The 21,640-nt window shown below is 53.9% G+C and carries 20 protein-coding genes; 5 read left to right on the top strand and 15 right to left on the bottom strand.

The window, feature by feature from the left end; translation table 11 throughout:
• Nucleotides 1–61: 61 nt before the first annotated feature.
• From pnp to rimP, 8 genes are all read right to left on the bottom strand, one after another.
• Nucleotides 62–2,212: a polyribonucleotide nucleotidyltransferase gene (pnp, locus tag NQF64_RS00320; protein WP_266106115.1), complete on the bottom strand. Its 2,151-nt coding sequence runs from the start codon at nt 2,210–2,212 to the stop codon at nt 62–64.
• Between the two features lie 205 nt (nt 2,213–2,417).
• The gene (rpsO, locus tag NQF64_RS00315; protein WP_099026267.1) at nt 2,418–2,687 is read right to left on the bottom strand and encodes a 30S ribosomal protein S15; all 270 of its coding nucleotides are present in this window, start codon (nt 2,685–2,687) and stop codon (nt 2,418–2,420) included.
• Nucleotides 2,671–3,645, bottom strand: coding sequence for a tRNA pseudouridine(55) synthase TruB (truB, locus tag NQF64_RS00310; protein ID WP_099026268.1), 975 nt, complete (start codon nt 3,643–3,645; stop codon nt 2,671–2,673). Before truB ends, rpsO begins: the two co-directional genes overlap by 17 nt.
• 8 nt (nt 3,646–3,653) lie before the next feature.
• On the bottom strand, nt 3,654–4,109 hold the full coding sequence (gene rbfA, locus NQF64_RS00305) for a 30S ribosome-binding factor RbfA (RefSeq protein ID WP_266106114.1): 456 nt from the start codon (nt 4,107–4,109) through the stop codon (nt 3,654–3,656).
• Nucleotides 4,106–6,826, bottom strand: a complete 2,721-nt coding sequence (gene infB, locus NQF64_RS00300) for a translation initiation factor IF-2 (protein ID WP_266106113.1) — start codon at nt 6,824–6,826, stop codon at nt 4,106–4,108. Before infB ends, rbfA begins: the two co-directional genes overlap by 4 nt.
• A 16-nt stretch (nt 6,827–6,842) precedes the next feature.
• A complete protein-coding gene (locus tag NQF64_RS00295; RefSeq protein WP_266106112.1) occupies nt 6,843–7,508 on the bottom strand; it encodes a DUF448 domain-containing protein in 666 nt (221 codons plus the stop codon).
• Entirely contained in the window at nt 7,483–9,057 is a 1,575-nt protein-coding gene (gene nusA / locus NQF64_RS00290; RefSeq protein ID WP_099026272.1) for a transcription termination factor NusA, read from the bottom strand. The genes NQF64_RS00295 and nusA overlap by 26 nt, the downstream gene beginning before the upstream one ends.
• Before the next feature lie 34 nt (nt 9,058–9,091).
• On the bottom strand, nt 9,092–9,694 hold the full coding sequence (rimP, locus tag NQF64_RS00285) for a ribosome maturation factor RimP (RefSeq protein ID WP_266106565.1): 603 nt from the start codon (nt 9,692–9,694) through the stop codon (nt 9,092–9,094).
• A gap of 236 nt (nt 9,695–9,930) precedes the next feature.
• Here rimP and NQF64_RS00280 point away from each other — a divergent pair, with 236 nt between their 5' ends.
• From NQF64_RS00280 to NQF64_RS00270, 3 genes are all read left to right on the top strand, one after another.
• Nucleotides 9,931–10,512 (top strand): hypothetical protein, encoded by a 582-nt coding sequence (locus tag NQF64_RS00280; protein WP_099026273.1) that lies wholly within the window; start codon nt 9,931–9,933, stop codon nt 10,510–10,512.
• A 139-nt stretch (nt 10,513–10,651) separates the two neighbouring features.
• Nucleotides 10,652–11,935, top strand: a complete 1,284-nt coding sequence (locus tag NQF64_RS00275; protein ID WP_099026374.1) for an AAA family ATPase — start codon at nt 10,652–10,654, stop codon at nt 11,933–11,935.
• Nucleotides 11,932–12,870 (top strand): hypothetical protein, encoded by a 939-nt coding sequence (locus tag NQF64_RS00270; protein ID WP_266106111.1) that lies wholly within the window; start codon nt 11,932–11,934, stop codon nt 12,868–12,870. The genes NQF64_RS00275 and NQF64_RS00270 overlap by 4 nt, the downstream gene beginning before the upstream one ends.
• Nucleotides 12,871–12,878: 8 nt before the next feature.
• Here NQF64_RS00270 and NQF64_RS00265 read toward each other — a convergent pair whose 3' ends face one another.
• Nucleotides 12,879–14,429: an ABC transporter substrate-binding protein/permease gene (locus tag NQF64_RS00265; protein WP_407651798.1), complete on the bottom strand. Its 1,551-nt coding sequence runs from the start codon at nt 14,427–14,429 to the stop codon at nt 12,879–12,881.
• Nucleotides 14,430–14,482: 53 nt separating this feature from the next.
• Complete coding sequence (locus tag NQF64_RS00260; RefSeq protein ID WP_099026275.1) at nt 14,483–15,226, bottom strand: amino acid ABC transporter ATP-binding protein; 744 nt, start codon at nt 15,224–15,226, stop codon at nt 14,483–14,485.
• A 185-nt stretch (nt 15,227–15,411) separates the two neighbouring features.
• Here NQF64_RS00260 and ccmA point away from each other — a divergent pair, with 185 nt between their 5' ends.
• On the top strand, nt 15,412–16,737 hold the full coding sequence (gene ccmA / locus NQF64_RS00255; RefSeq protein ID WP_266106110.1) for a heme ABC exporter ATP-binding protein CcmA: 1,326 nt from the start codon (nt 15,412–15,414) through the stop codon (nt 16,735–16,737).
• Nucleotides 16,738–16,796: 59 nt separating this feature from the next.
• On the opposite strand, the gene accC is transcribed toward ccmA, so the two are convergent.
• Genes accC through aroQ form a run of 3 tightly spaced genes read right to left on the bottom strand, consistent with a single transcriptional unit; the run spans nt 16,797 to nt 19,071 of the window.
• Nucleotides 16,797–18,149, bottom strand: a complete 1,353-nt coding sequence (gene accC, locus NQF64_RS00250) for an acetyl-CoA carboxylase biotin carboxylase subunit (RefSeq protein WP_099026277.1) — start codon at nt 18,147–18,149, stop codon at nt 16,797–16,799.
• Nucleotides 18,149–18,607, bottom strand: a complete 459-nt coding sequence (locus NQF64_RS00245; protein ID WP_099026278.1) for an acetyl-CoA carboxylase biotin carboxyl carrier protein — start codon at nt 18,605–18,607, stop codon at nt 18,149–18,151. The genes accC and NQF64_RS00245 overlap by 1 nt, the downstream gene beginning before the upstream one ends.
• Nucleotides 18,604–19,071 (bottom strand): type II 3-dehydroquinate dehydratase, encoded by a 468-nt coding sequence (gene aroQ / locus NQF64_RS00240; RefSeq protein ID WP_180794184.1) that lies wholly within the window; start codon nt 19,069–19,071, stop codon nt 18,604–18,606. The genes NQF64_RS00245 and aroQ overlap by 4 nt, the downstream gene beginning before the upstream one ends.
• 158 nt (nt 19,072–19,229) lie before the next feature.
• On the opposite strand from aroQ, the gene NQF64_RS00235 reads away from it, so the two are divergent.
• Nucleotides 19,230–19,646 carry a septal ring lytic transglycosylase RlpA family protein gene (locus NQF64_RS00235; RefSeq protein WP_323670694.1) on the top strand — a complete coding sequence of 139 codons (417 nt, stop codon included), beginning with the start codon at nt 19,230–19,232 and terminating at the stop codon, nt 19,644–19,646.
• A 2-nt stretch (nt 19,647–19,648) separates the two neighbouring features.
• Here NQF64_RS00235 and NQF64_RS00230 read toward each other — a convergent pair whose 3' ends face one another.
• Together NQF64_RS00230 and NQF64_RS00225 are read right to left on the bottom strand one after the other, a co-directional pair.
• Entirely contained in the window at nt 19,649–20,614 is a 966-nt protein-coding gene (locus NQF64_RS00230) for a YihY/virulence factor BrkB family protein (protein WP_266106563.1), read from the bottom strand.
• A 55-nt stretch (nt 20,615–20,669) separates the two neighbouring features.
• Complete coding sequence (locus NQF64_RS00225) at nt 20,670–21,425, bottom strand: aspartyl/asparaginyl beta-hydroxylase domain-containing protein (protein WP_099026282.1); 756 nt, start codon at nt 21,423–21,425, stop codon at nt 20,670–20,672.
• Between the last annotated feature and the right edge of the window lie 215 nt (nt 21,426–21,640).

Genomic DNA, 21,640 nt, shown 5'->3' with positions numbered 1-21,640 from the left:
CCACTACTCAACCACAAACAACCCTACGGAGAGGGACATCATGTCCCCCTCCACACACAACTTACTCCGCATCACGGCGTGGACGACCCGGCTTAGCACCGACAGTCTCGGTAATATCCTCACCAGTCTCTTGGTCCACAACACGCATGGAAAGCTTCACCTTACCACGATCATCAAAGCCAATCACCTTGACCTTAACAACATCACCTTGTTTGACAACATCTGTCGTCCGCCCCACACGGCCCTCGGCCAGCTCAGAGATATGAACTAGACCATCTTTAGGGCCAAGGAAATTAACAAACGCTCCAAAATCAGCCGTTTTAACGACCTTACCATCATAAATCCGGCCAATTTCCGGCTCTGCTACGATGCCTTCAATCCGACTAATGGCTTTTTGCGCCTGTTCATCATTGGCAGCGGCGATCTTAATGACGCCATCATCCCCGATATCGACCTTCGCACCGGAATATTCAACAATCTCGCGAATAACTTTTCCACCCGAGCCGATTACATCGCGAATCTTCGCCACAGGCACCGTCATCGTGGTAATTTTCGGCGCATTACCGGCAACATCTGTCCGGCCTTCAGCCAGAGCCTTGCTCATCTCACCGAGGATATGCAACCGCCCTTCCCGCGCCTGCTCCAAAGCAACCTTCATAATCTCTGGCGTGATGGAGGTAATCTTGATGTCCATCTGCAAGGCTGTCACACCCTCAGATGTCCCTGCCACCTTGAAGTCCATATCCCCAAGATGATCCTCATCACCCAAAATGTCCGTCAGCACAGCATGACCGCGCTCTTCTTTAATCAGACCCATCGCAATCCCTGCCACAGGACGTGGCATCGGCACACCCGCATCCATCAGGGAGAGAGAGGTCCCGCACACAGTCGCCATAGAGGAAGAGCCGTTACTCTCTGTAATCTCAGAGACAACACGCAATGTGTAAGGGAACTCCTCCTTAGAAGGAAGAAGCGGATTAATCGCACGCCATGCCAACTTACCATGGCCAATCTCGCGCCGCCCCGGTGAACCCATACGACCACATTCCCCAACGGAGAAAGGCGGGAAGTTGTAATGCAGCATAAAGCGGGAGCGATATTCCCCCTCCAACGCATCAATCACCTGCTCATCCTGGCCTGTGCCCAAGGTCGCCACAACAAGAGCCTGCGTCTCCCCACGGGTAAAGAGAGCCGACCCATGAGAGCGCGGCAGCACACCAACTTCCGCCATGATAGGACGCACTGTCTTTGTATCGCGACCATCAATACGGATGCCGGTCTTTAAGATGGCACCACGCACCACCTGCGCTTCCAAATCCTTAATCATCGGCTTGGCAAGCTCAGGGTCAAAACCCTCTTCCTCCAGCGTCGCAACAATCTTCTCACGCGCAGCAGCGACCTTTTCCATCCGCGCTTGCTTGCTGCGCTCCTTATAGGCTTCGGCAATCAGCTTATTACCCACCTTATCAACACGCTTGCGCAGAGCCACTTCCTCTTTGGAAATCTCCGGCAAATCCCACGGTGCGCGTGCCGCATGCTCGGCAAGGTCAATAATCGCATCAATCACAGGTTGGAAGGCCGTATGGCCCAGCATGACGGCCTCAAGCATCTCCTCCTCGGAGAGCTCTTGCGCCTCAGACTCAACCATCAACACGCCTTCAGCCGTCCCTGCTACAACGAGGTCCAAACTGCTATCAGTCACCTCGCTCAGGGTCGGATTGACAACAAATTTGCCATCAAGACGACCAATGCGCGCCGCCCCAACCGGACCAAAGAAGGGAATACCCGACAATGTCAACGCCGCAGAACAACCGATGAGCGAGACCAGAGCCGGATCATTCTCCATATCATGGCTTAAAACAGTCGCCACGACCTGTACTTCGTTACGGAAATTATCTGGGAAAAGCGGACGAATCGGACGGTCAATTAAACGAGACGCCAGCACCTCATGCTCAGAAGGACGGCCTTCCCGCTTGAAGAACCCACCCGGAATCTTCCCCGCGGCGTAAGCTTTCTCCTGATAATTCACTGTCAGAGGGAAGAAATCCTGCCCCGGCTTTACCGTCTTGGCCCCTACAGCAGTACATAACACGACTGTATCACCATACGTGACCACAACCGCACCATCGGCCTGACGGGCAATCTTCCCCGTCTCGAACACAAGCGGACGGCCCGCCCATTCAATTTCTTTACGAAAATAATTATCAAACATTCTGTCTTCCTCCGGAAGCAATTATAACAGCGCCCCTGCTAGCCCCAGTCTCGAACAGCGTTTCGGACGGCATGGCGAGGATGATACATCAGCGTATCATGACACCATGTGGCCTGAAACGCCGAGAAAAAGCGTTCCCTGGCGGCTATAGCACAAGACCAAACCCGGAGAGGCACTACCACCTCCCCGGGCTATGGATAAACCTTTAGCGACGCAATCCAAGACGCTCAATCAACGTCTTATAACGCTCTTCGCTCTTACGCTTTAGATAATCCAACAGCGCGCGACGGCGCCCAACAAGCATCAACAACCCACGGCGGGAATGGAAGTCCTTTTTATGGGTCTTCATATGCTCGGTAAGATTCACAATCCGCTCTGTCAGCAGGGCAACCTGCACTTCCGGGGAGCCTGTATCATCCTCAGCGCGACGATATTCAGCAATAAGCTGGCTGCGGCGTTCAGCAGTGATCGACATCGTGTTCTCCAAAAAACAAATGGTTTTCCAACATTCTGACTGCCCGTAACCGCCCTTCAGCCGCCCGGCACAGCCCGATAACATGCCCCTCTACCGTAACCCGCCATAATGGAACATCCTCCATATTAGCAGGCACGTCCCCTTCAAGATGAGCCAACGTCACCGCTTGCCCACAAATCAGGGCCTTCCCCTCTGCTTCTGTAACGGCCAACGCCGGGATGTCGACCAGCGCGGTCGCCGCATCCAGCAAAGGAACCGGAAGGGCATATGCCTTGTCTCTAGTTTCGGCCGATTTGTCTAGTGCTAACTGCTCAATCTCATAAGCATGAGAGAGATCAAACGGCCCACACTTCGTCCGCCGTAGGGCCGAGATATGCCCTACCGTGCCACAAGCTAGAGCAATATCCCGTGCTAAAGAGCGCATATAAACACCCTTGCCCGACTGTACCTCAAACACAGCTCTATCCGCATCTGGCCGCTCGATCAGCGTAATCGAATCGATCCGCGCTGGGCGAGGCGGCAAATCTGGTGGGCGACCTGCACGGGCTAGGTCGTAAGCACGTTGCCCCCCCACACGCAGGGCAGAAAACACAGGCGGCACCTGCATCACATCCCCACATAATGCAGGAAGAACAGCCCGTATCTCCTCATCAGATGGCCGTTTATCAGAGCGCGCAAGGACCTCGCCCTCACGGTCATCCGTTGTACGACTTTCCCCAAAAGATAACGTAAAGCGATACCGCTTTGTCGCATCCATAATATAAGGAATCGTGCTCGTAGCCTTACCAAAAGCAATAGGCAAAACGCCAGAAGCCAACGGGTCCAGCGTCCCCCCATGCCCGGCCTTGCGCCCATCAAAAAGGCGTAACACCCGGCTTACCATCGCTGTAGAGCTCGGCCCTAATGGCTTATCAAGAATCAACCAGCCATGTATATCGCGCCCTGTCTTACGCGCCATAACGCGCCTTATTCTGCATCATCAGAATTAGACGAATCACGGCTCCCAGCCTTTAAATCACGCTGAACCTCTGGAGAGCGCAGAATCGTTTCCACCTCCATAGCATGCTCTAACGATATATCAGGCTGAAAATGCAATTCCGGCACAGTCCGCAACCGCAAAGCAGTGGCAAGACGCTTACGCAAAAAGGGCGCAACACGCTTTAACGCAGGCAAAACAGCCTCGACATCATCACGCCCCAACCGGGTTACAAACACCGTTGCATGGCGGAAATCCGGCGAGACACGCACTTCCGTTACCGTAATGGTAACGCCGTAAAGCTCCGGGTCCCGGAACTCCGTCCGCGCGAACACCTCCGCCAAGACATGCCGCACCTCCTCCGCAACGCGAAGTTGGCGCGTACTCGGCCCGACAGGATTCTCACCTGCCGGGGTTAACAAATCAAAGGATGGTCGTTTCTTCAAGCGGGAATCTCTTCCATCTCAAAACATTCCACGACATCGCCCTCGCGCAGGTCATTATACCCTGCGAAGGAAAGACCACACTCATAGTTATGTGCCACTTCGCGGACATCATCCTTAAAGCGTTTCAGCTGGCTTAGCTCACCCTCATGGATGACCACATTGTCGCGCAACAGCCGCACGCCACAGCCGCGCTTGACAACACCTTCCGTCACATAACAACCAGCGACCTTACCCACCTTGGTAATATTAAAGACCTGACGAATCTCCGCATAACCAAGGAACTTCTCACGATGTTTCGGCGCGATGCGGCCTTTAACCAGCGTCTCCACATCATCAGCCACCTGATAAATGATGGAGTAATAGCGAATATCCACACCATCACGCTGGGCCAGCTCACGCGCCTGCACTGTGGCACGCACATTGAAGGCGATAATCACAGCATTGGAGGCTTTAGCAAGCTGCACGTCACTCTCAGTGATTTGCCCCACAGTGGCATTCAGCACACGCACAGCCACTTCCTCATGAGACAACTTCTCGACCGTTGCTTGAATCGCCTCAGCAGAGCCTTGCACATCGGCTTTGACGACCAAAGCCACTTCCTTCTGCTCGCCTGCTTGAATCCGCGCCAACATCTGGTCCAGCGTGCCACGCGCTGCCACCTGCATCGCCGCAACTTTCTCTTGCGCCTTGCGCTGGCGGAACGCGCTAATCTCACGCGCCCGATTCTCACTATCGACAACAACAAAAGGCGCCCCGGCATCAGGCACACCGCTCATCCCCAAAATCTCTACAGGGACAGACGGACCAGCCTTTTTAATCTGCTTGCCGTGGTCATCCAACAAGGCACGAACACGGCCCCAATGCGCACCGGCAACCACAATATCCGTCCGGTTGAGCGTCCCCTTCTGCACGAGAACAGTCGCAACAGAGCCACGACCACGGTCCAAACGGCTCTCAATCACGGCACCCTCTGCAATGCGATTCGGGTTCGCCTTCAGGTCCAAAATCTCAGCTTGCAGAAGGATAGCTTCTAAGAGTTTATCCAACCCTTCCCGCTTAAGCGCAGAAACCTCAACCTCCTGCGTATCACCGCTCATACTCTCAACCACAATCTCGTGGTTTAGCAGCTCAGTCCGCACACGGTCTGGATTCGCACCGGGCTTATCAATCTTGTTAATCGCCACAATAATCGGCGCATTAGCAGCTTTGGCATGTTTGATAGCCTCAATCGTCTGCGGCATCACGCCGTCATCCGCGGCTACCACCAACACCACAATATCCGTCACAGAGGCACCACGCGCCCGCATGGAGGTAAAGGCTTCATGGCCCGGCGTGTCGATGAAAGTCACCTTCTGCCCAGAAGGCACCGTTACCTGATACGCCCCGATATGCTGAGTAATCCCCCCAGCCTCACCATGAGCCACATCCGTGGTCCGCAACGCATCCAGCAAGGAGGTCTTCCCATGGTCAACATGGCCCATCACCGTCACAACCGGCGGACGCGGCTTCATGTCCTCTGGTTTATCCTCAATGCCCTCAATGCCAAGCTCAACATCGCTATCAGCCACACGCTTAATGCGATGCCCGAACTCACTCACAACAAGCTCAGCAGTATCACCATCAATGCTCTGGGCCGCAGTGGCCATCACGCCCATCTTCATAAGCGTCTTGATAACTTCACCCTGACGAGCAGCCATACGGTTTGCCAGCTCACCTACGGTAATGGTCTCCGGCACCGTCACATCGCGCACCACACGCACTTGGTCAGAGCGCAAACGCTCCAACTCCGCTTGCCGCCGTTCCCGGTCCCGCTGACGGCGAACAGAAGCTAGAGAGCGTGTCTTACCATCATCACCCTCAATAGCGGCCCGCACATCAATCCGACCAGAGCGACGATCCTGCCCCGCACCACCCCGCCGCGGTGAAGAAGAACGACGCGACTGAGGAGCAGAACGACGCGCACCACCACCACGACGTGATGTTGTACCGCCCTCATCATCTCCCGCAGCTGCCACCGCTGCTGCACGACCACGCAAATGCAGCGTCTCATTCCCACTAGGACGCTCCGAAGATGCCCGAGAGGAAGGCGTGGCTGTATTTACAGGGCGACTCGGCATAATAGCGCGCTCTGCCAATGGACGGAGCCGCTTTGTTGGCTCAGCAAGCTGGACACCACCTGCACTAGAACTCGTCAAAGGCGGGGGTACTTGTTGCTCAGCCTCTTTCCGACGCGCTGCCGCTTCAGCCTTGCGGGCTTTCTCTTCCGCAGCACGCGCCTTTGCTTCTTCCTCTTCCGCTACACGCTTACTTTCGGCTTCGGCCTTCTTCCGTGCCTCTTCCTCCGCTGCGGAGCGGATGCGAATCGTCTCTGCTTCACGACGGGCTTCCTCTTCCGCCTCACGCCGTGCTGCTTCCTCGGCGAGGACACGCTGACGCTTCTCCTGCTCCGAAACAGTTAGCCCGCGCACCCCTGTCGCACTGCGGCTGCCACGCGCCCCGCCTGCATTATTCCGTTTAGGCTTACGCACCTCAACACGGACTTCCTTAGAGCGTCCGTGGCTGAAGCTCTGCCTTACAGAGCCAGCCTCTACAGTCCGCCCGACCTCCTTACGCCCCGCAGGCCGCAAAGAAAGGCGACCAGAGCTTTTGCTCTGCCCTTCTTTAGGCGTTGTCCCCTTTGGAGTTCCACTCTGGTTGCGCTCGTTGCCGTCGCTCATAGTCTCTGCCTGTCCCTTACTGCCCCATATTGAGGCCCAGAGGTGTATATTCAGCCACCCCCGCAAATCTCTTATATTCCGCCTTTAGTCGTTCTGCCAGCGCACCAGGAGCCATCACCGCATAAACGGCACGATCGCGCCCAAATGACGCTGCCAGGATACGCCCTGGCACCCAGACCACCGGGAGATCCCGATGCCCCGAAAGCAGACGAGCCACCTCATCCTGACTCGCACCTGCTGCACAAATAACAACCCCGACTTTGCCAGCAACAATACGTTCCCGGCATTTCTGGAACCCACAAACCGCTTCACCAGCGCGTCGGCCCAGACTGATACCATCCAGGAGACGCTTTGCCAAACCATCCTTGATATATCCTACAAGACCAACAGGGACGTCCAGCTTTTGCCGCGCTGCGCGTGAAAAAACCCTTGGAAGCTGCGCATCCTCTAACACAGCACGGTTTGCACACAACCACATACCACGCCCAGGCAAACGTGCGGCGAGATCTGCCACTATCTGCCCCTCCGGCCCAACGACAAAACGCAACATATGATGCGGCTCATCGTGGGTCCGCGTGATAAGACAACGCCGCTGGGAAGACACTATACGCCCCTTCTTAACCGGACCGTCATCAATACTATCGAGGATGCATTCTTCAAGCGTGACCCGAGTCTCCTTCACGAATGGCTCCTTCTGCAGCCGCATCTGATGAAGAGTTCTCCTCATCATCCTCAAACCAATGCGCACGAGCCGCCATGATAATCTCATTGGCTTCCGCTTCCTCCAGCGGTTCGTCACCGCCAAGAAGCTCAATCAACTCATCAGCGGCAAGATCAGCAAGATCATCCAGTGTTTTGATGCCTTTCTCACCCAGCTCAACAAGCACCTGCAGGGAGAACGCATTCAACGCGACAAGATCATCCGTCACACCAAGCTCGCGACGCCGTTCATCCAACGCGCGCTCCCGGCCGGCGAGATAATCATTCGCACGCGCCATCAGCTCCTCAGCGACCGATTCATCAAAACCTTCAATATCATGAAGCTCCGCGGGATCGGCATAGGCGAGATCCTCAACCGAATGATAACCCTCCGTCACCAGCAAGCCAGCGATCACATCATCAACATCCAGCTCATCAACAAACTGGCTGCTGCGCTTACGGAACTCCTCCTGTCTGCGCTCCGATTCTTCAGCCTCTGTAAGAATGTCGATATCCCATCGGGTCAACTGGCTGGCCAGACGTACATTCTGCCCCCGCCGCCCAATGGCAAGGGAGAGCTGCTCATCAGGAACCACAACCTCAACGCGCCCTGCATCTTCATCCATCACCACTTTGGTCACTTCAGCAGGCGCAAGAGCATTCACAACAAAGGTCGCTGCCTGTGCACTCCAGGGGATGATATCGATCTTCTCGCCCTGCAATTCCGCCACAACAGCTTGCACGCGCGAACCACGCATCCCCACACATGCCCCTACCGGGTCAATCGACTGATCCCGCGATTCGACAGCCATTTTAGCCCGCGAGCCAGGGTCACGCGCTACAGCTTTAATCTCGATAATCCCATCGTAGATCTCAGGGACTTCTTGAGCAAAAAGCTTTGCTAAGAAACCTGGATGCGTCCGGGAAAGAAAGATTTGCGGCCCGCGCGGCTCATCGCGCACATCATAAATATAAGCACGAATCCGATCAGAATTACGGAAGGATTCACGAGGAATCAGCTCATCCCGGCGCAACAGCCCTTCAGCATGGCCACCCAATTCAACCATCAGATTGCCATACTCAGTCTGCTTGACCGTCCCGTTAATCACCTCGCCAACACGGTCTTTAAACTCATCATATTGACGTTTGCGCTCATATTCCCGCACACGCTGAACAATAACCTGCTTAGCCGTCTGCGCAGCGATACGCCCAAAATCGATCGGCGGGAGCGGGTCAACAATAAACTCCCCTACCTGAATTTCTGGCTTAATTTTCTGTGCAATTCGCAATGGAATCTGAGAATCCTCATTCTCAACCGTCTCGACCACTTCCGTCCAACGGCTTAGGCGCACCTCACCGCTTTTACGGTCGATCGTGGCACGAATATCTTTCTCATGCCCATATTTCGCACGGCCAGCCTTTTGGATGGCTTGCTCCATGGCTTCCAACACTTGCTCACGGTCAATATTCTTCTCCCGCGAGACGGCATCAGCAACCAAAAGCAATTCAGGACGGGTAACAGATGTGTCCATTAGATCGGACCTCCAACCAGCATAAGACGGGTCATCAACTCTTCTTCCCCGGCTTTTTGGGTTTCAATTTTGGCGCACGACGGGGTTTACCGCCAAGCTCAGCCTCTTCTTCTTGCGCTATGCCAGCCAGCACAGCACTTGCCTCAATCAACTCATCAGTCAAGACAAGGCGTGCCTTACGCATATCATCCAACGGCAAAGCCACATCTTGTCCATCATCCAACCGGAGCAATCCGACGCCCTCACGCGTGCCAAGAACGATCCCTGCAAAACGCTTCCGGCCCTCTAAAGGAACATCCAGCTCCACTTTTGCCAGATGCCCTGCAAAACGCTCCCAATCCTTCGCACGAGTAAGAGGCCGGTCTATCCCTGCGGAAGAGACCTCCAACATCCACGCACCCGGTATAGGATCATCCACATCCAGCACCGCACCAACTGCATGGCTGATCTGCTCACAATCATCAACGCTGATGAGCGAGCCATCAGCACGATCAGCCATAACCTGCACGGTTGGTGTCTCATGCCCTAGGACAGAAAGCCGCACAAGCTCGTACCCCATATCAGCCAATGTCGGGGCAATGCGGTCGGCAATACGCGCCTCCAACCCACTAAGACGACGAATCCCATGAGAGGACACCCCCTCATGCTCTACGTTTGACTGGCCAGAACCCTCCGGCGTGGTGGAAAAGTGATCCAAAACAAAAAAGGCGGCCCAGCCGGGCCACCCCCCAAAAGAACGGAAAGTGAAAACACCTTCCTGATACGACAGAGCCACAAGTGATGCAAGCTTTTCTCACAAGGTATCATGACAACAAAAACCATCATCCTCATCAACATCTTGTAGTGCAGCCCCAAATAATGCGACATGGTTACATGATGGAGCCACAATCCCCCTCCCCAACACCAGAGCCTAAAAAATCTCCTCTTTGGCGGCCTGCTGCCCTTGCAGCAGCAGTCGCGGGCCTGGGGGGAGCTGTTCTTGCTTTTAATGCTCATCCCCCAGCGCCATCAACGCCCCCGCAGCCGCGTGTGATCCAACAAACAATCCCCATCACGCAAGGGGCACTCGTTCTGTCCATGCTCCCCCCTCATGAAGCTGAAAATGCTCTTGCAAGCAGCACGATCCCTAACAACCAAAAACCTGCTTTACTCGCTGCCCTAAAGGATAACCGCATACGCCTCGCAGCCTTACCTTTGGTTGATGCTAACCAACAAACAGGGCAAAGCCTCACCGTCAGCACCGCAGGCTTTACACAACACGTCATTTTAGGGCCTCGCCCGCGCACTGTACTCCTCCCCATCTCACAACAAGGGGTCATCACCTTGACACGCCAAAGCCCCGCACAAATGGGACCACTCTCCATTGCAACGCTGAATATGTTCCATTCTGTTGTTGTCTTACCGCCTCTTACGCCTCAGGCCCCTGCATTATCCGTACCAGTCATCGTGCAATAGTTAGGCATCTGTTAAAATGACCTGCCTGTCATCATTAAAGGGCTTGACCCCATCCCACGCTGGTAGCGAAAACAACCTATTGTATAGTCTTTACAACAATACCTCTCACACCATCTGTCCGAGATAGCAGCCACCTATGATGAAATCCCTAATCCCCTGGCTATCCCGAATGATGCCGCTCATGATGGCAGCCTTCCTTATTCTCGCTGCCGTCCAACTTGCGCTGATGGTCCATCTCTCCCCAGGCGCTTTGTTACATGACCTCTTAATTGCTATAAACTGGGCACGCCCGGGCTATCTGCCTATCGGAATAATCGGGCTTGCCCTCTCTTTTGCCGGGATGCTCTATTATCTCTCCTCTGAACATCTGGCCCGCCACGGCCTCCGCCATAGAAAGACTTTCCTCATGGATGTTCTCAGCCGTTTGACCAACCGCACAGCCCTTGAAGATATGCTGGCTCGCCAACAACGCGAAAGTGCCATTAATGCCGAAGAGCTTGCCGCCTCTTTACGCGCACGCGTTATCGGGCAAGACCAGGTATGTGAAGATATTTCCCAGCAGCTCCGCCGTCGCTTAGCCCTTCACACGCGCAACCGCCCTGTTGGTGTGTTTCTACTTGCTGGCCCCCCAGGCACTGGGAAAACCTATCTCGCCAAGCAAATCGCCACCCAAACAGAGCGACCTCTTCTGCATTTCGATATGACACAAATGTCCAGCCCTCATGCGGCAACACAACTCTTTGGTTCGCCCAAAGGCTATGTGGGGTCGGACACATTTGGTCGCCTTACAGGCGGTCTTAAAGAACAGCCTGATGCTGTCGTCCTCCTTGATGAAATAGAAAAAGCACACCCTGACGTCTTTAAAAAATTCCTTACCGCTTGGAATGATGGACACGTCACGGAAGCCTCCACCAATGAATTAGTCCCAACCACACGCGCTATCTTCGTTCTCACCTCCAATGTCGCAACTGATGAACTCAGCACCATCGCCGAACGTTGGGCCGAAGACCCCGAAAGAATGCGCGCTGAATCCACAGAGGCCCTGCGCCGCTCCGGCTTCGCACCGGAGGTCCTCAATCGACTAGACCGTATTTTCGTCTTCCGTCCCTTACGTGGGCTAGACCTCGCCCGTGTTGCCGCCCTCGAAATTGAGCAGATGATTCGTGGTTATGGGCTTAATGTTGAAGCTGGCGGCATCGACCCCGCCCTTTTATTTGAGCTTATGCAAAAACAACAAAAACTCGGCAGCATGGCAAGTGCGCGCGATCTCCTCCGCTCCATTGAAGATATGATCAGCGACAGCCTCATTACCGCTCGTCAACAAGGCCGGACCCATGTTCACCTCATTATGGAAGAGGAGGGCCAAATTCGTGCTGAAACCAGTGAAGAGCCGCAGGAAAAAATGCATAAGGCAAGCCTGTGAAAACATTATTAAACGCCTTCATAGCATTGTGGCGGCAAGCACCGCTTTGGCGATGCTGCTTTATCCTTGGGGTTGGTGGCATCCTCATGGCAGCCTTCTTCCCTAGCCCTTGGGTTAAAAAACACGCCCCTTGGCTGCCAGGCCACCTACCTCCGCATACCTCTAACGCGCTACAAGCAGCTAACTCTGCCCATGATGATTCAACCGAGGCAGAAAGCCAATCAACAAATCATCCGCCCATCCATATGCAATATCCTAGCATGGCAGAGATCGTGCGCGACCGCGTCACCTTGGCAGGGCATACTATCCCTCTCCCTAAAGGAGAATGGCACCCCATTCTCTCTGCGCAAATCAGCAACGATTCTCCCTTTTCCTTCTTAGCCCTTGTCCGCACCCAACAAGGGGCCATCACGGGGCTCATTATTGCACAGGCAACACAACAGCCCATCCCTCTAGACCAAACCTTCGCAGCCACTAACGTATGCCACGATGACCGCAACTACCTTAACCATAGTCTCCCCCTGCTCCCCGCTGGGGAGGACTGTATTGGTGCGGGGACTGTTGTCTTACAAGGCGATGATGTCAGTACGAATCCTCTCATCAATCAATCCATCAACCGACTACAAGCCCTCGGGGTCACGCCCATCCCGCCTCTATTTCTCGCCGTCCAGTGGCGTCATATCGCTGTAACCTCAAATGGGCAGGCCCAAATCGCCCTTATTGATACTCTCATCCCCCCCCTTAACCCGCAAACGCATCAGTTCCTCGCCCCCCTGCCAGCATGGGCACACGACACGCAAACACAACCAACTATTGTGCGGGATTTCATCACCAAAATGCGTAATTGGGCCCTCGACTGGCAAAAGAGCCTACGCTTAGGTTTTGACAACCAGCTAGAGGGGCACATAATCCCCCACGACCCTGAAGCCCCCTAGCTCACGACTTAATGATGCCCTTTAGACACCACCCGCCCCATGCGCTTTTCCGCCATGCGGGCGAGGCGGACAAAAGGCAGGCCTACCAACAAATAAGCTAAAGCGACCAAAAGCCCCGTCCCAATATAATCATAATAGGTCGAGGAGAGCCGGATATAAGTCTGGCTCAACTCCGTTAGAGTAATGACCGAGACGAGCGAACTATCCTTTAAGAGCGCGATAAAATCATTCGTCATGACCGGGACAACCGTGCGAAAAGCCTGCGGAACAATCACCAAACGCAACGCTTGCCGATGGGTCATATTCAGCGCAATGGCCGCTTCCATCTGCCCACGCGGCACAGAGAGCAAGCCCGCACGGTAATTCTCTGCCTCATACGCAGCGTAATTCAGCCCCAAAGCCAACACACCCGCCGCGAAGGGCGATAATTTCACACCAAACGCAGGCAGGCCATAAAAGATAAATAAAACTTGGATTAAAAGCGGCGTGCCACGCACAACCTCCACATACACACCCGCGACCCACCGCAAAGGGGCCAGACCATAGGCACGGGCTAGAGCCAAAACCAACCCAAAAGCGACCGCTAACACCATCGCAAGGGCCGATACGGCAAGCGTCATCAAAGCCCCACGCGCAATGAGGGGCAAGAAGCTGCTATAACGCTGCACCATCGCTTGGAGACCACTGCCAGACATACGCTCCATCGTCTGACGATACCCCGTCCATGCCGTTGGCTGGGTGGAAGAGACGCTATGGTCCCCCGTATAGTCGGCCATTTGTGGCGTCCACAGATTCCAACGCGCGAGAATCTGATGCAACGTCCCATCGCTCATCAATGTGCCTAAAGCGGCATCAACAGCATCACGCAAGCCGGGATTATCTTTGGCAAACGCAATCCCATACGCCACACGGCCAATCGGCGGCCCTACGAGCTTTAAATCATCAGAGCAATAATAAAGGGCAATTGGCTCATCAATTAAAATCGCATCAAGCCGCCCATTCTTCAGGTCGGAGAAAAGATTAGTCTCCTCATCATAAGAGCGCACATTCGCCGGGTCGTGGTCCAGCAATAACCGCTCCGCCGCAGTACTCTTAATTGTGCCAACAACATGCCCTTTAAGGGCCGCCACACTCTCCAACCCCGTCTCATTCTTCCGCAGGACAATCCGGTCCACCGTCACGTAATAAGGGCGTGAAAATAATACCGCCTCCTTATGCTCCGGCGTCATCTCAATCCCATCTATAACCAACGCATAAAGGTCACGCCCAAGGCCGGGAATAAGCCCATCCCACCCATTTTGCACAAACCGCCCCTGGCGGCCTAGCCGAGGGGCCAAAGCCTGCATCAGGTCATATTCAAACCCTGTCATCCGCCCTTCATGCGCAGGGTCGTGGAACACGTAAGGGACATTCGCCTCCCCGTCCGAGGCCCAAGGCAAGTCCTGCTCATTACGTGCCCCCGGCACATGCAGCCCTGCAACAGATGGCTGCCCTGCCGTTGCTGCTGCCCCATCTGCCCACGCTACAGAGCCACCACCAAGCAGCCCAGCCCATAGCATAAGGCCAGCTGCCCATAATAAGACGCGTTTCATACGCACCACGCCCTTATCCTTCACAATAATGTCCGCAGAAAACGCCGCGTCCCCGCCTCACGCGGATTAGCGAAAATCACATCCGGGTCGCCACTCTCAACAATCTGCCCAGCCTCCATAAATAACACCCTATCAGAGGCAGCACGGGCAAAGCGCATATCATGCGTTACAACAAGCTGGGTCATTCCCTCTGCATCCAATGCCCGCATGACCGACAACACTTCCTCTGAGAGTTCCGGGTCCAACGCAGAGGTTGGCTCATCATAGAGCATGACAGAAGGCTTCATAGCCAAAGCCCGCGCAATGGCAGCACGCTGCTGCTGCCCACCAGAGAGACGATCAGGATACCGCCCCTTCACAGCGGATAGACCCACCTTCTCCAACAACTCGCAAGCAATTTTATGGGCCTTGCCTTCCTCTAATCCTTTCACCTGCATCGGTGCGAGCATAACATTCTCCAACACCGTACGATGGGGGAATAAGTTGAAGGACTGAAACACCATCCCCACATGGCTCCGCAACCGATGAGCCTGCGCCTCATCCGCCCGCCGCCATGCCCCATGGCTGGCAAGCTTCACATTCTCCACCTGCACATCGCCCGCATCAGGATGTTCTAAAAAGTTCAGGCATCGCAAAAAGGTCGATTTTCCACAACCGGATGGCCCGATGATGGAAATCAACTCCCCACGCTCCACCTCTAGCGAAATCCCCCGCAGAATCTCATTCCCGCTAAAGGATTTGACGATATTACTCGCCTTTAACACCCAATCAGTCAGTTCAGAACATCCTTCCCCACGCTACAATGTGGCGTTACCACCTTGTAGTCATTCATCATGTGCCTTCATAACCATAAGAACCCTTCCAGCAAAACAGGCTTTCCTATATTTTTCATCAATCAGCATCATTTTCTTCCTACCCTCTGGGTACACACTCCACATGAAACACCCTCATGCACCCTACGCCCCTCTTATCATTAGACCATATCCAACTGACCCGTGCAGGGCGGTGCCTCATCAACGACCTCTCTGGTCAGCTATACCCCGGTGATGCCCTTACCCTTATCGGGCCTAATGGCGTTGGTAAATCCTCCTTTCTACGGCTGATTGCTGGGCTTTGCCCACCCACACAAGGGACACTCACCGCCGCAGCCAATATCGCATGGCTAGGGACGGACAATGCCCTCAAACCCACCCTTACTGTAGAGCAAAATCTCCGCCTCTTTACCCCCCACACAATAACAGCCCTGCATGAGGCCCTCACACACTTAGCCTTAACCCCTTTGCTCAACTGCCCGGTACGTTTGCTTTCATACGGGCAAAAACGCCGGGTGGGACTCGCCCGACTCTTACTCACTAACGCGCCCCTTTGGCTCCTTGATGAACCCACTCATGGGCTGGATGCCCAAAGCCTCGCCCTCTTTAACACCATCATCGCCACCCATCGCGCCCGAGGGGGCTGCGTGATGGCTGCCTCACATAATCCGCTTCTCCTCCCCCATAGCCACATACTCACACTCGGTACAGCAACACACAGCATAACACCCACCCCACTCTCCTCCCGCCTTCATATTGCACCACCTCTGCCGCAACATATTCATGAGAGGCCCAAACACCCCGTTCATCCTTTTCTACACCATCTCCGCCGCGAGTTCTGGCTGGCTCTCTCTCATCGGCGGGACGGCATTGCTGGGCTGGGCTTTCTCATCATATGCTGCATGCTCTTTGCGCTCGCACTCGGCCCCGCCCCAGCGCGCCTCCAACAGGTTGGGCCGGGCATTTTATGGGTCTGCCTCTTGCTCGCAAGCCTCTTACCGCTGGAACGTCTTTATAACGCCGATGCGGAAGATGGCTCTTTAGACCTCTTACGCATGCGCCTCGCCCCTGCTTTTATTGCCCTTGGTAAAATCATCAGCCATTGGGTCACCAGCAGCCTTCCCTTGCTGCTTATCACACCGATAATGGCCCTTTTCTTCCAGCTCTCGCTCTCATCCCTGCCCCGCCTTATCCTCAGCATGACCCTCGGCAGCCTCACCTTAGCCTTCCTCGGTGGCATGACAGCGGCTATCACCCTAGGGGCACGGCAGAACAGCCTTCTCCTACCCATCCTCACCCTCCCGCTTATGGCCCCAAGCCTCATTTTCGGCACGTTAGCTTGCACAATGCCACCGGGACCTGCCAACCATGCCACGTTAAGCCTTTTGGCAGCTTTCTTCCTCCTCAGCGTCCCCCTCTGCCCTTTTATCGCGGGGTTAAGCTTACGCGATGCTCAATCTTAGACATAAAAAAGGCCGTCCCTCATAAAGGAACGGCCTTTCCAACATAATACACCGCACAATTAGTGGTTATTCTGCATCTTCTCGACAAAATTCTCCAGCCAGTGGATAGTATAATCCCCTTTTTGGAACTCCGGGTCCGCCAATATCTTCTGATGCAGTGGAATGACCGTTTTCACCCCTTCTACAACACACTCTGTCAAAGCACGCTTCATACGGGCAATCGCTTGCTCCCGCGTTGGGGCATGGACGATCAATTTCGCAATCATGCTATCGTAATAAGGCGGAACCTTATAGCCGGAGAAGATAGCACTATCCATGCGTACCCCTAACCCACCAGGCGCGTGAAAGACCTTCACTTTACCTGGATTCGGCACAAAGCTCATCGGGTCCTCAGCATTGATGCGACATTCAATCGCATGGCCGGACATTACAATGTCCTCTTGCCGGTACCCGAGCTTTTCTCCCGCTGCAACGCGGATTTGCTCTCTTACCAAATCCACATCACACACCATCTCTGTAACAGGATGCTCCACCTGCAGACGGGTATTCATCTCAATAAAGCAAAATTGCCCATCTTGATAAAGGAACTCCAACGTCCCCGCATTGCGATACCCCATACGCGAGAGCGCATCGGTAACGGTCTTACCAATCTCATTACGTTGCTCTGGTGTAATGACGGGCGAGCCTGCTTCTTCCAGCAATTTTTGGTGACGCCGCTGCAAGGAGCAATCACGCTCCCCAAAATGCACAACATTGCCGTGCGTATCACCCATAATCTGAAGCTCAATATGACGCGGCTTATCGAGATATTTCTCTAAATAAACCTCATCATTGCCAAAAGCGGCCCGTGCTTCTGTCCGGGCAACACTCCATGCTTCTTCAATCTCATCAGCCGTTTGGGCAACTTTCATCCCTCGGCCACCACCGCCTGCTGCAGCTTTGATGAGGACAGGATACCCCACACGTTCAGCCACCTCACGCGCTTCCTCAAGGCTAGCCAACGCCCCATCAGACCCCGGCACAAGCGGCACACCAAGAGCCTCCATCGTGGTCTTAGCGGTGATTTTATCCCCCATCATGCGAATATGCTCAGCCGTTGGACCGATGAAGGCAATACCATGCTCCTCCACCGTTTCCGCAAACTCAGCATTCTCAGAGAGGAAGCCATAACCGGGGTGAATCGCCTCCGCCCCAGTAATCGTCGCTGCAGAAAGAATCGCCGCCACATTCAGGTAGGAATCACGAGAGCTCGGCGGCCCAATGCAGACAGCCTCATCTGCCAAACGAACATGCATAGCATCGGCATCAGCTGTGGAATGCACCGCCACCGTCTTGATGCCCATCTCCCGACAGGCACGCAATACACGCAACGCGATCTCGCCACGATTGGCGATTAGAATCTTGGAAAACATTACTCAATAATCGCCAATGCAGCCCCAAACTCAACCGGCTCACCAGACGCCACACAATAACGGACCAGCTTACCCGCACGCGGAGCCTTGATCTGGTTGAACGTCTTCATAGCCTCAATGAGCATAATGGTCTGCCCCGCGGCAACCTGCGCGCCCTCTTGCACAAAAGGCGGGGAAGATGGATCTGGCGTAAGATAAGCCACCCCCACCATCGGGCTAGGCACCGCACCAGGATGAGAGGATAAATCCGCTGGCGGTGCTACCGCCTCATCCGCCGCAGGAGCTGCCGCAGCAACCGATGATGCCGCCACAGGGGCTGCCGCTGCCTGCACACTCACATTGCGCGCAACACGAAGGCGGCTATCACCCTCGGACACTTCAATTTCGGTCAAGCCTGTATCAGTTAAGATATCGGCTAGTGCCCGAATGGCCTCCTTATCCACGAGCATACGGCTCATCCTTCATCCTCAATCATATCTGCCACCGCCTGTAGAGCGTGAGCGTACCCACGTATCCCCAACCCGCAGATAACACCACGAGCTGCCTGAGAAACATACGTATGATGACGAAATGCTTCCCGGCGATGAATGTTAGACATATGCACCTCAATCACCGGCAACTCAACGGCTAAAAGCGCATCAAGTAAAGCAATTGACGTATGCCCATAAGCCGCAGGGTTTATGACGATGCCACTTGCACGGCCACGACACTCCTGCACCCACGATACCAGCTCCCCCTCACCATTGGTCTGGCGAAAATCAATCGTTACATCCAGCCGTTCCGCTGCTTGTAAGCAGAGCTGCTCCACATCATCCAATGTTGCAGCACCATATATATCAGGCTGTCTCAGCCCTAGCATATTTAGGTTCGGTCCGTTTAGGACAACAATGAGAGGTCGCTTCATCGGCACGGCTGATAGCATCTTCATATTCCCTAGGTAAAGACACTCTTTTTATAGCAAACTCTTAACACTAAAGAGAGATACTCCCTAACCTTATCTACCCTCTTTAGTCCCACGCTAGCTCTTACACCTAATTTATGAGACAATCTTATAAGATAAAACAACAACCGATACAGTTCATGACCACACGAACCTTCCTTTCCTTCCTCTCCTACACTCTATTTTGCTTTATACTCGCCTGCTTACAGCCTACCACCGCCTTAGCGTCTACGCCCGCTTTCACACAAAGTGGTCTTGCCAGTTGGTATGGCACTAAAAGCTTTGCGGGCAAGCGTACCGCCAGCGGGGAACGTCTCCACCCTGATGCCATGACGGCCGCCCACCCTACTCTACCCCTCGGTACGCGCATAAGGGTACATTCCTCCGTAACAGGCCGTTCTGTTATCGTCCGCGTAAATGACAGAGGCCCCTATAATAGCGACCGCATTATTGATCTTTCCAAAGCAGCGGCTAGTAAATTAGGCATCCTCCACCACGGTGTAAGCCATGTAAGCCTTACGACCCTGCCGCCCAATCAAAAACTCCAATGCCAATAACCCTACAGCCCATCTCCTTGCTGTTCCAACTCCTTACGAACAATTTTCCGATAGCCACGTTCTTCTAATTCTGCGTTCAATACCGCACCAAACAGCACAACATAAGCGCTCACAAACAACCACATCATCACCGCAGCGACAGCCCCTAATGGGCCATAGGTTGCGCTGTAGCTCGCAAAATGTGCCACATACCAAGAAAATGCAATCGAGACCGCAACCCACAAAATAGTTGCCAAAAACGCACCAGGGAAAATCCACCGCCACGCCGTCTCCCGCTCACGACATGGGGCAATGCGGTAGAGTACCATCACCGCCGTAAAGACAAAAAACAGCATAATGGCTGGGGCCAGCCAATGGACTAATACCGGGGTCCATTGCTCAACCAAAAAATGCAAATGCGGTGGGATATTCGCCATCCCCAACCCTACATAACTCAAATAACGCGGCAAATAATCCACCAAAGCTGGTGCAGCCACCATAAGAGCCAATGTTAAACACGCCCCAATCACCGCCATAAGGGTCGTCACAAACGCAAGGCATTGAAACTCAAAAAAACCTCGCGTTTCCTTAGCATGATAAACAATATTTAAAGCCGAAAGAATAGACTTACTACTCGCCGTAACCGACCATAACGCCACCAAAACCGAAAAAACGAGCCCTAACGTCAAAGACGAATGAGGTTGGGTAACCAGCGCATGGACCCGGTCAAAAATCATGTCATAAGCAGCAGGTGGCAAAATATGCTTAACATTATGCAATTGCCCCTCGGCTGTTTGGACATCAAAAGCCAGCCCATAAAGGGAGATCAATGCCGTAAGGGCAGGGAAAAGCGACAATGTCGCATAAAACGCGCAGCCAGCCGCGCTAAGAGACGTCTGGCTATCTCCGCTATTATTAAGGACTTGGTAAAAAACAGCCTTCCAACCCTGCGGTGGCGGAGGAAGAGTTTCCTGCTGCATTTCAGTCATCTCAGACACGGAACACACTCACCCTTCACACACCGCCACTACAAGGGCGTAGAGTTTAGGCCTTCTCCAGCTCCGCTTGGATCCGATTCCAACGTTCAATATTATCTTTTGCATCCTTCACAAAAGCAGATTTCTTCACCCCGCCAAGGAAGATGCGCTGCATCAACCGGCCTAAGCCACGTGTTGGCCTCTCAAACTGGATGAACAAAATACCGCGCACATCATCCGTATTATTCTGCACTGTATGACGATACGTATCGTCAAAGACGAAGACCTTCCCCTCATCCCAATGCAACTTATCGTCTGCGACTTGGATCCAACAATTATCACGATCCCGCGGAACACCCAAGCCCATATGCGCATTCAGCATCCCTTTTGTAACCCCTTTATGCGGCGGAATTTCCCCACCCGGCTCCAAAATAGAGAACAAAGCCGAGCATAAACCGGGTATCCCTGCCACAAGCTGAGCCGTTACTGGTGCTTTTGCACAATTCTCCGGCACCGCAATCCCATATCCGTAAAGAAAGAAGGACTTCCAACGGTTATCAGGTGCAATCCGCCGATGATCAGGGGATAAATCACGCAAAGCCGGTACGCGCTCACGCTCTGCCATAACCGCTTGGAACTCCTTCACCATTAAGGGAGCCGCCTTTTCCAACGCGGCTACCCAAGGAAAGAGCTTATTGTCTAAATTTGGGGTATTCGGCACCAAAGAATCTTTTGCAATCAGGTTATTAAACCAAGGCCGTAGAGCCTTACCAACCCGTACCAATAACGGACGTTTTTTCTTATCTTGCTGATTCGCCGCCATGATAGCCTGCCTCCCAACAGATGCATTCACTCAATTAAAACCGGTAATTCCCTACCAAAATTCCCTCACGGACGAAAAGCGGCCCTCTATGTCTAGCTGCTCTTCATTACAAACATGTCATGCAAGAGGAAGAATGATCAAAAAGTCGTTAACATCCTAAAAATATAAAATTTTCTCCTAGCGTCCTCTCCCCCAACACAGTAAGCAACAGAGCT

The sequence above is a fragment of the Bombella saccharophila genome, from assembly GCF_026385475.1.
GTDB classification, from domain to species: domain Bacteria; phylum Pseudomonadota; class Alphaproteobacteria; order Acetobacterales; family Acetobacteraceae; genus Bombella; species Bombella saccharophila.
Note: the sequence above shows the minus strand (reverse complement) of the source record. Positions and strands in the feature narration are given on the sequence as shown.

Bases quoted from the DNA above. Each gene is read 5' to 3' on its own strand.
- pnp (WP_266106115.1), bottom strand. From the start codon at position 2,212: ATGTTTGATAATTATTTTCGTAAAGAAATTGAATGGGCGGGCCGTCCG.
- rpsO (WP_099026267.1), bottom strand. From the start codon at position 2,687: ATGTCGATCACTGCTGAACGCCGCAGCCAGCTTATTGCTGAATATCGT.
- truB (WP_099026268.1), bottom strand. From the start codon at position 3,645: ATGGCGCGTAAGACAGGGCGCGATATACATGGCTGGTTGATTCTTGAT.
- infB (WP_266106113.1), bottom strand. From the start codon at position 6,826: ATGAGCGACGGCAACGAGCGCAACCAGAGTGGAACTCCAAAGGGGACA.
- nusA (WP_099026272.1), bottom strand. From the start codon at position 9,057: ATGGACACATCTGTTACCCGTCCTGAATTGCTTTTGGTTGCTGATGCC.
- NQF64_RS00280 (WP_099026273.1), top strand. From the start codon at position 9,931: ATGATGGAGCCACAATCCCCCTCCCCAACACCAGAGCCTAAAAAATCT.
- NQF64_RS00275 (WP_099026374.1), top strand. From the start codon at position 10,652: ATGAAATCCCTAATCCCCTGGCTATCCCGAATGATGCCGCTCATGATG.
- NQF64_RS00265 (WP_407651798.1), bottom strand. From the start codon at position 14,429: ATGCTATGGGCTGGGCTGCTTGGTGGTGGCTCTGTAGCGTGGGCAGAT.
- ccmA (WP_266106110.1), top strand. From the start codon at position 15,412: ATGCACCCTACGCCCCTCTTATCATTAGACCATATCCAACTGACCCGT.
- accC (WP_099026277.1), bottom strand. From the start codon at position 18,149: ATGTTTTCCAAGATTCTAATCGCCAATCGTGGCGAGATCGCGTTGCGT.
- NQF64_RS00245 (WP_099026278.1), bottom strand. From the start codon at position 18,607: ATGAGCCGTATGCTCGTGGATAAGGAGGCCATTCGGGCACTAGCCGAT.
- aroQ (WP_180794184.1), bottom strand. From the start codon at position 19,071: ATGCTATCAGCCGTGCCGATGAAGCGACCTCTCATTGTTGTCCTAAAC.
- NQF64_RS00235 (WP_323670694.1), top strand. From the start codon at position 19,230: ATGACCACACGAACCTTCCTTTCCTTCCTCTCCTACACTCTATTTTGC.
- NQF64_RS00230 (WP_266106563.1), bottom strand. From the start codon at position 20,614: ATGACTGAAATGCAGCAGGAAACTCTTCCTCCGCCACCGCAGGGTTGG.
- NQF64_RS00225 (WP_099026282.1), bottom strand. From the start codon at position 21,425: ATGGCGGCGAATCAGCAAGATAAGAAAAAACGTCCGTTATTGGTACGG.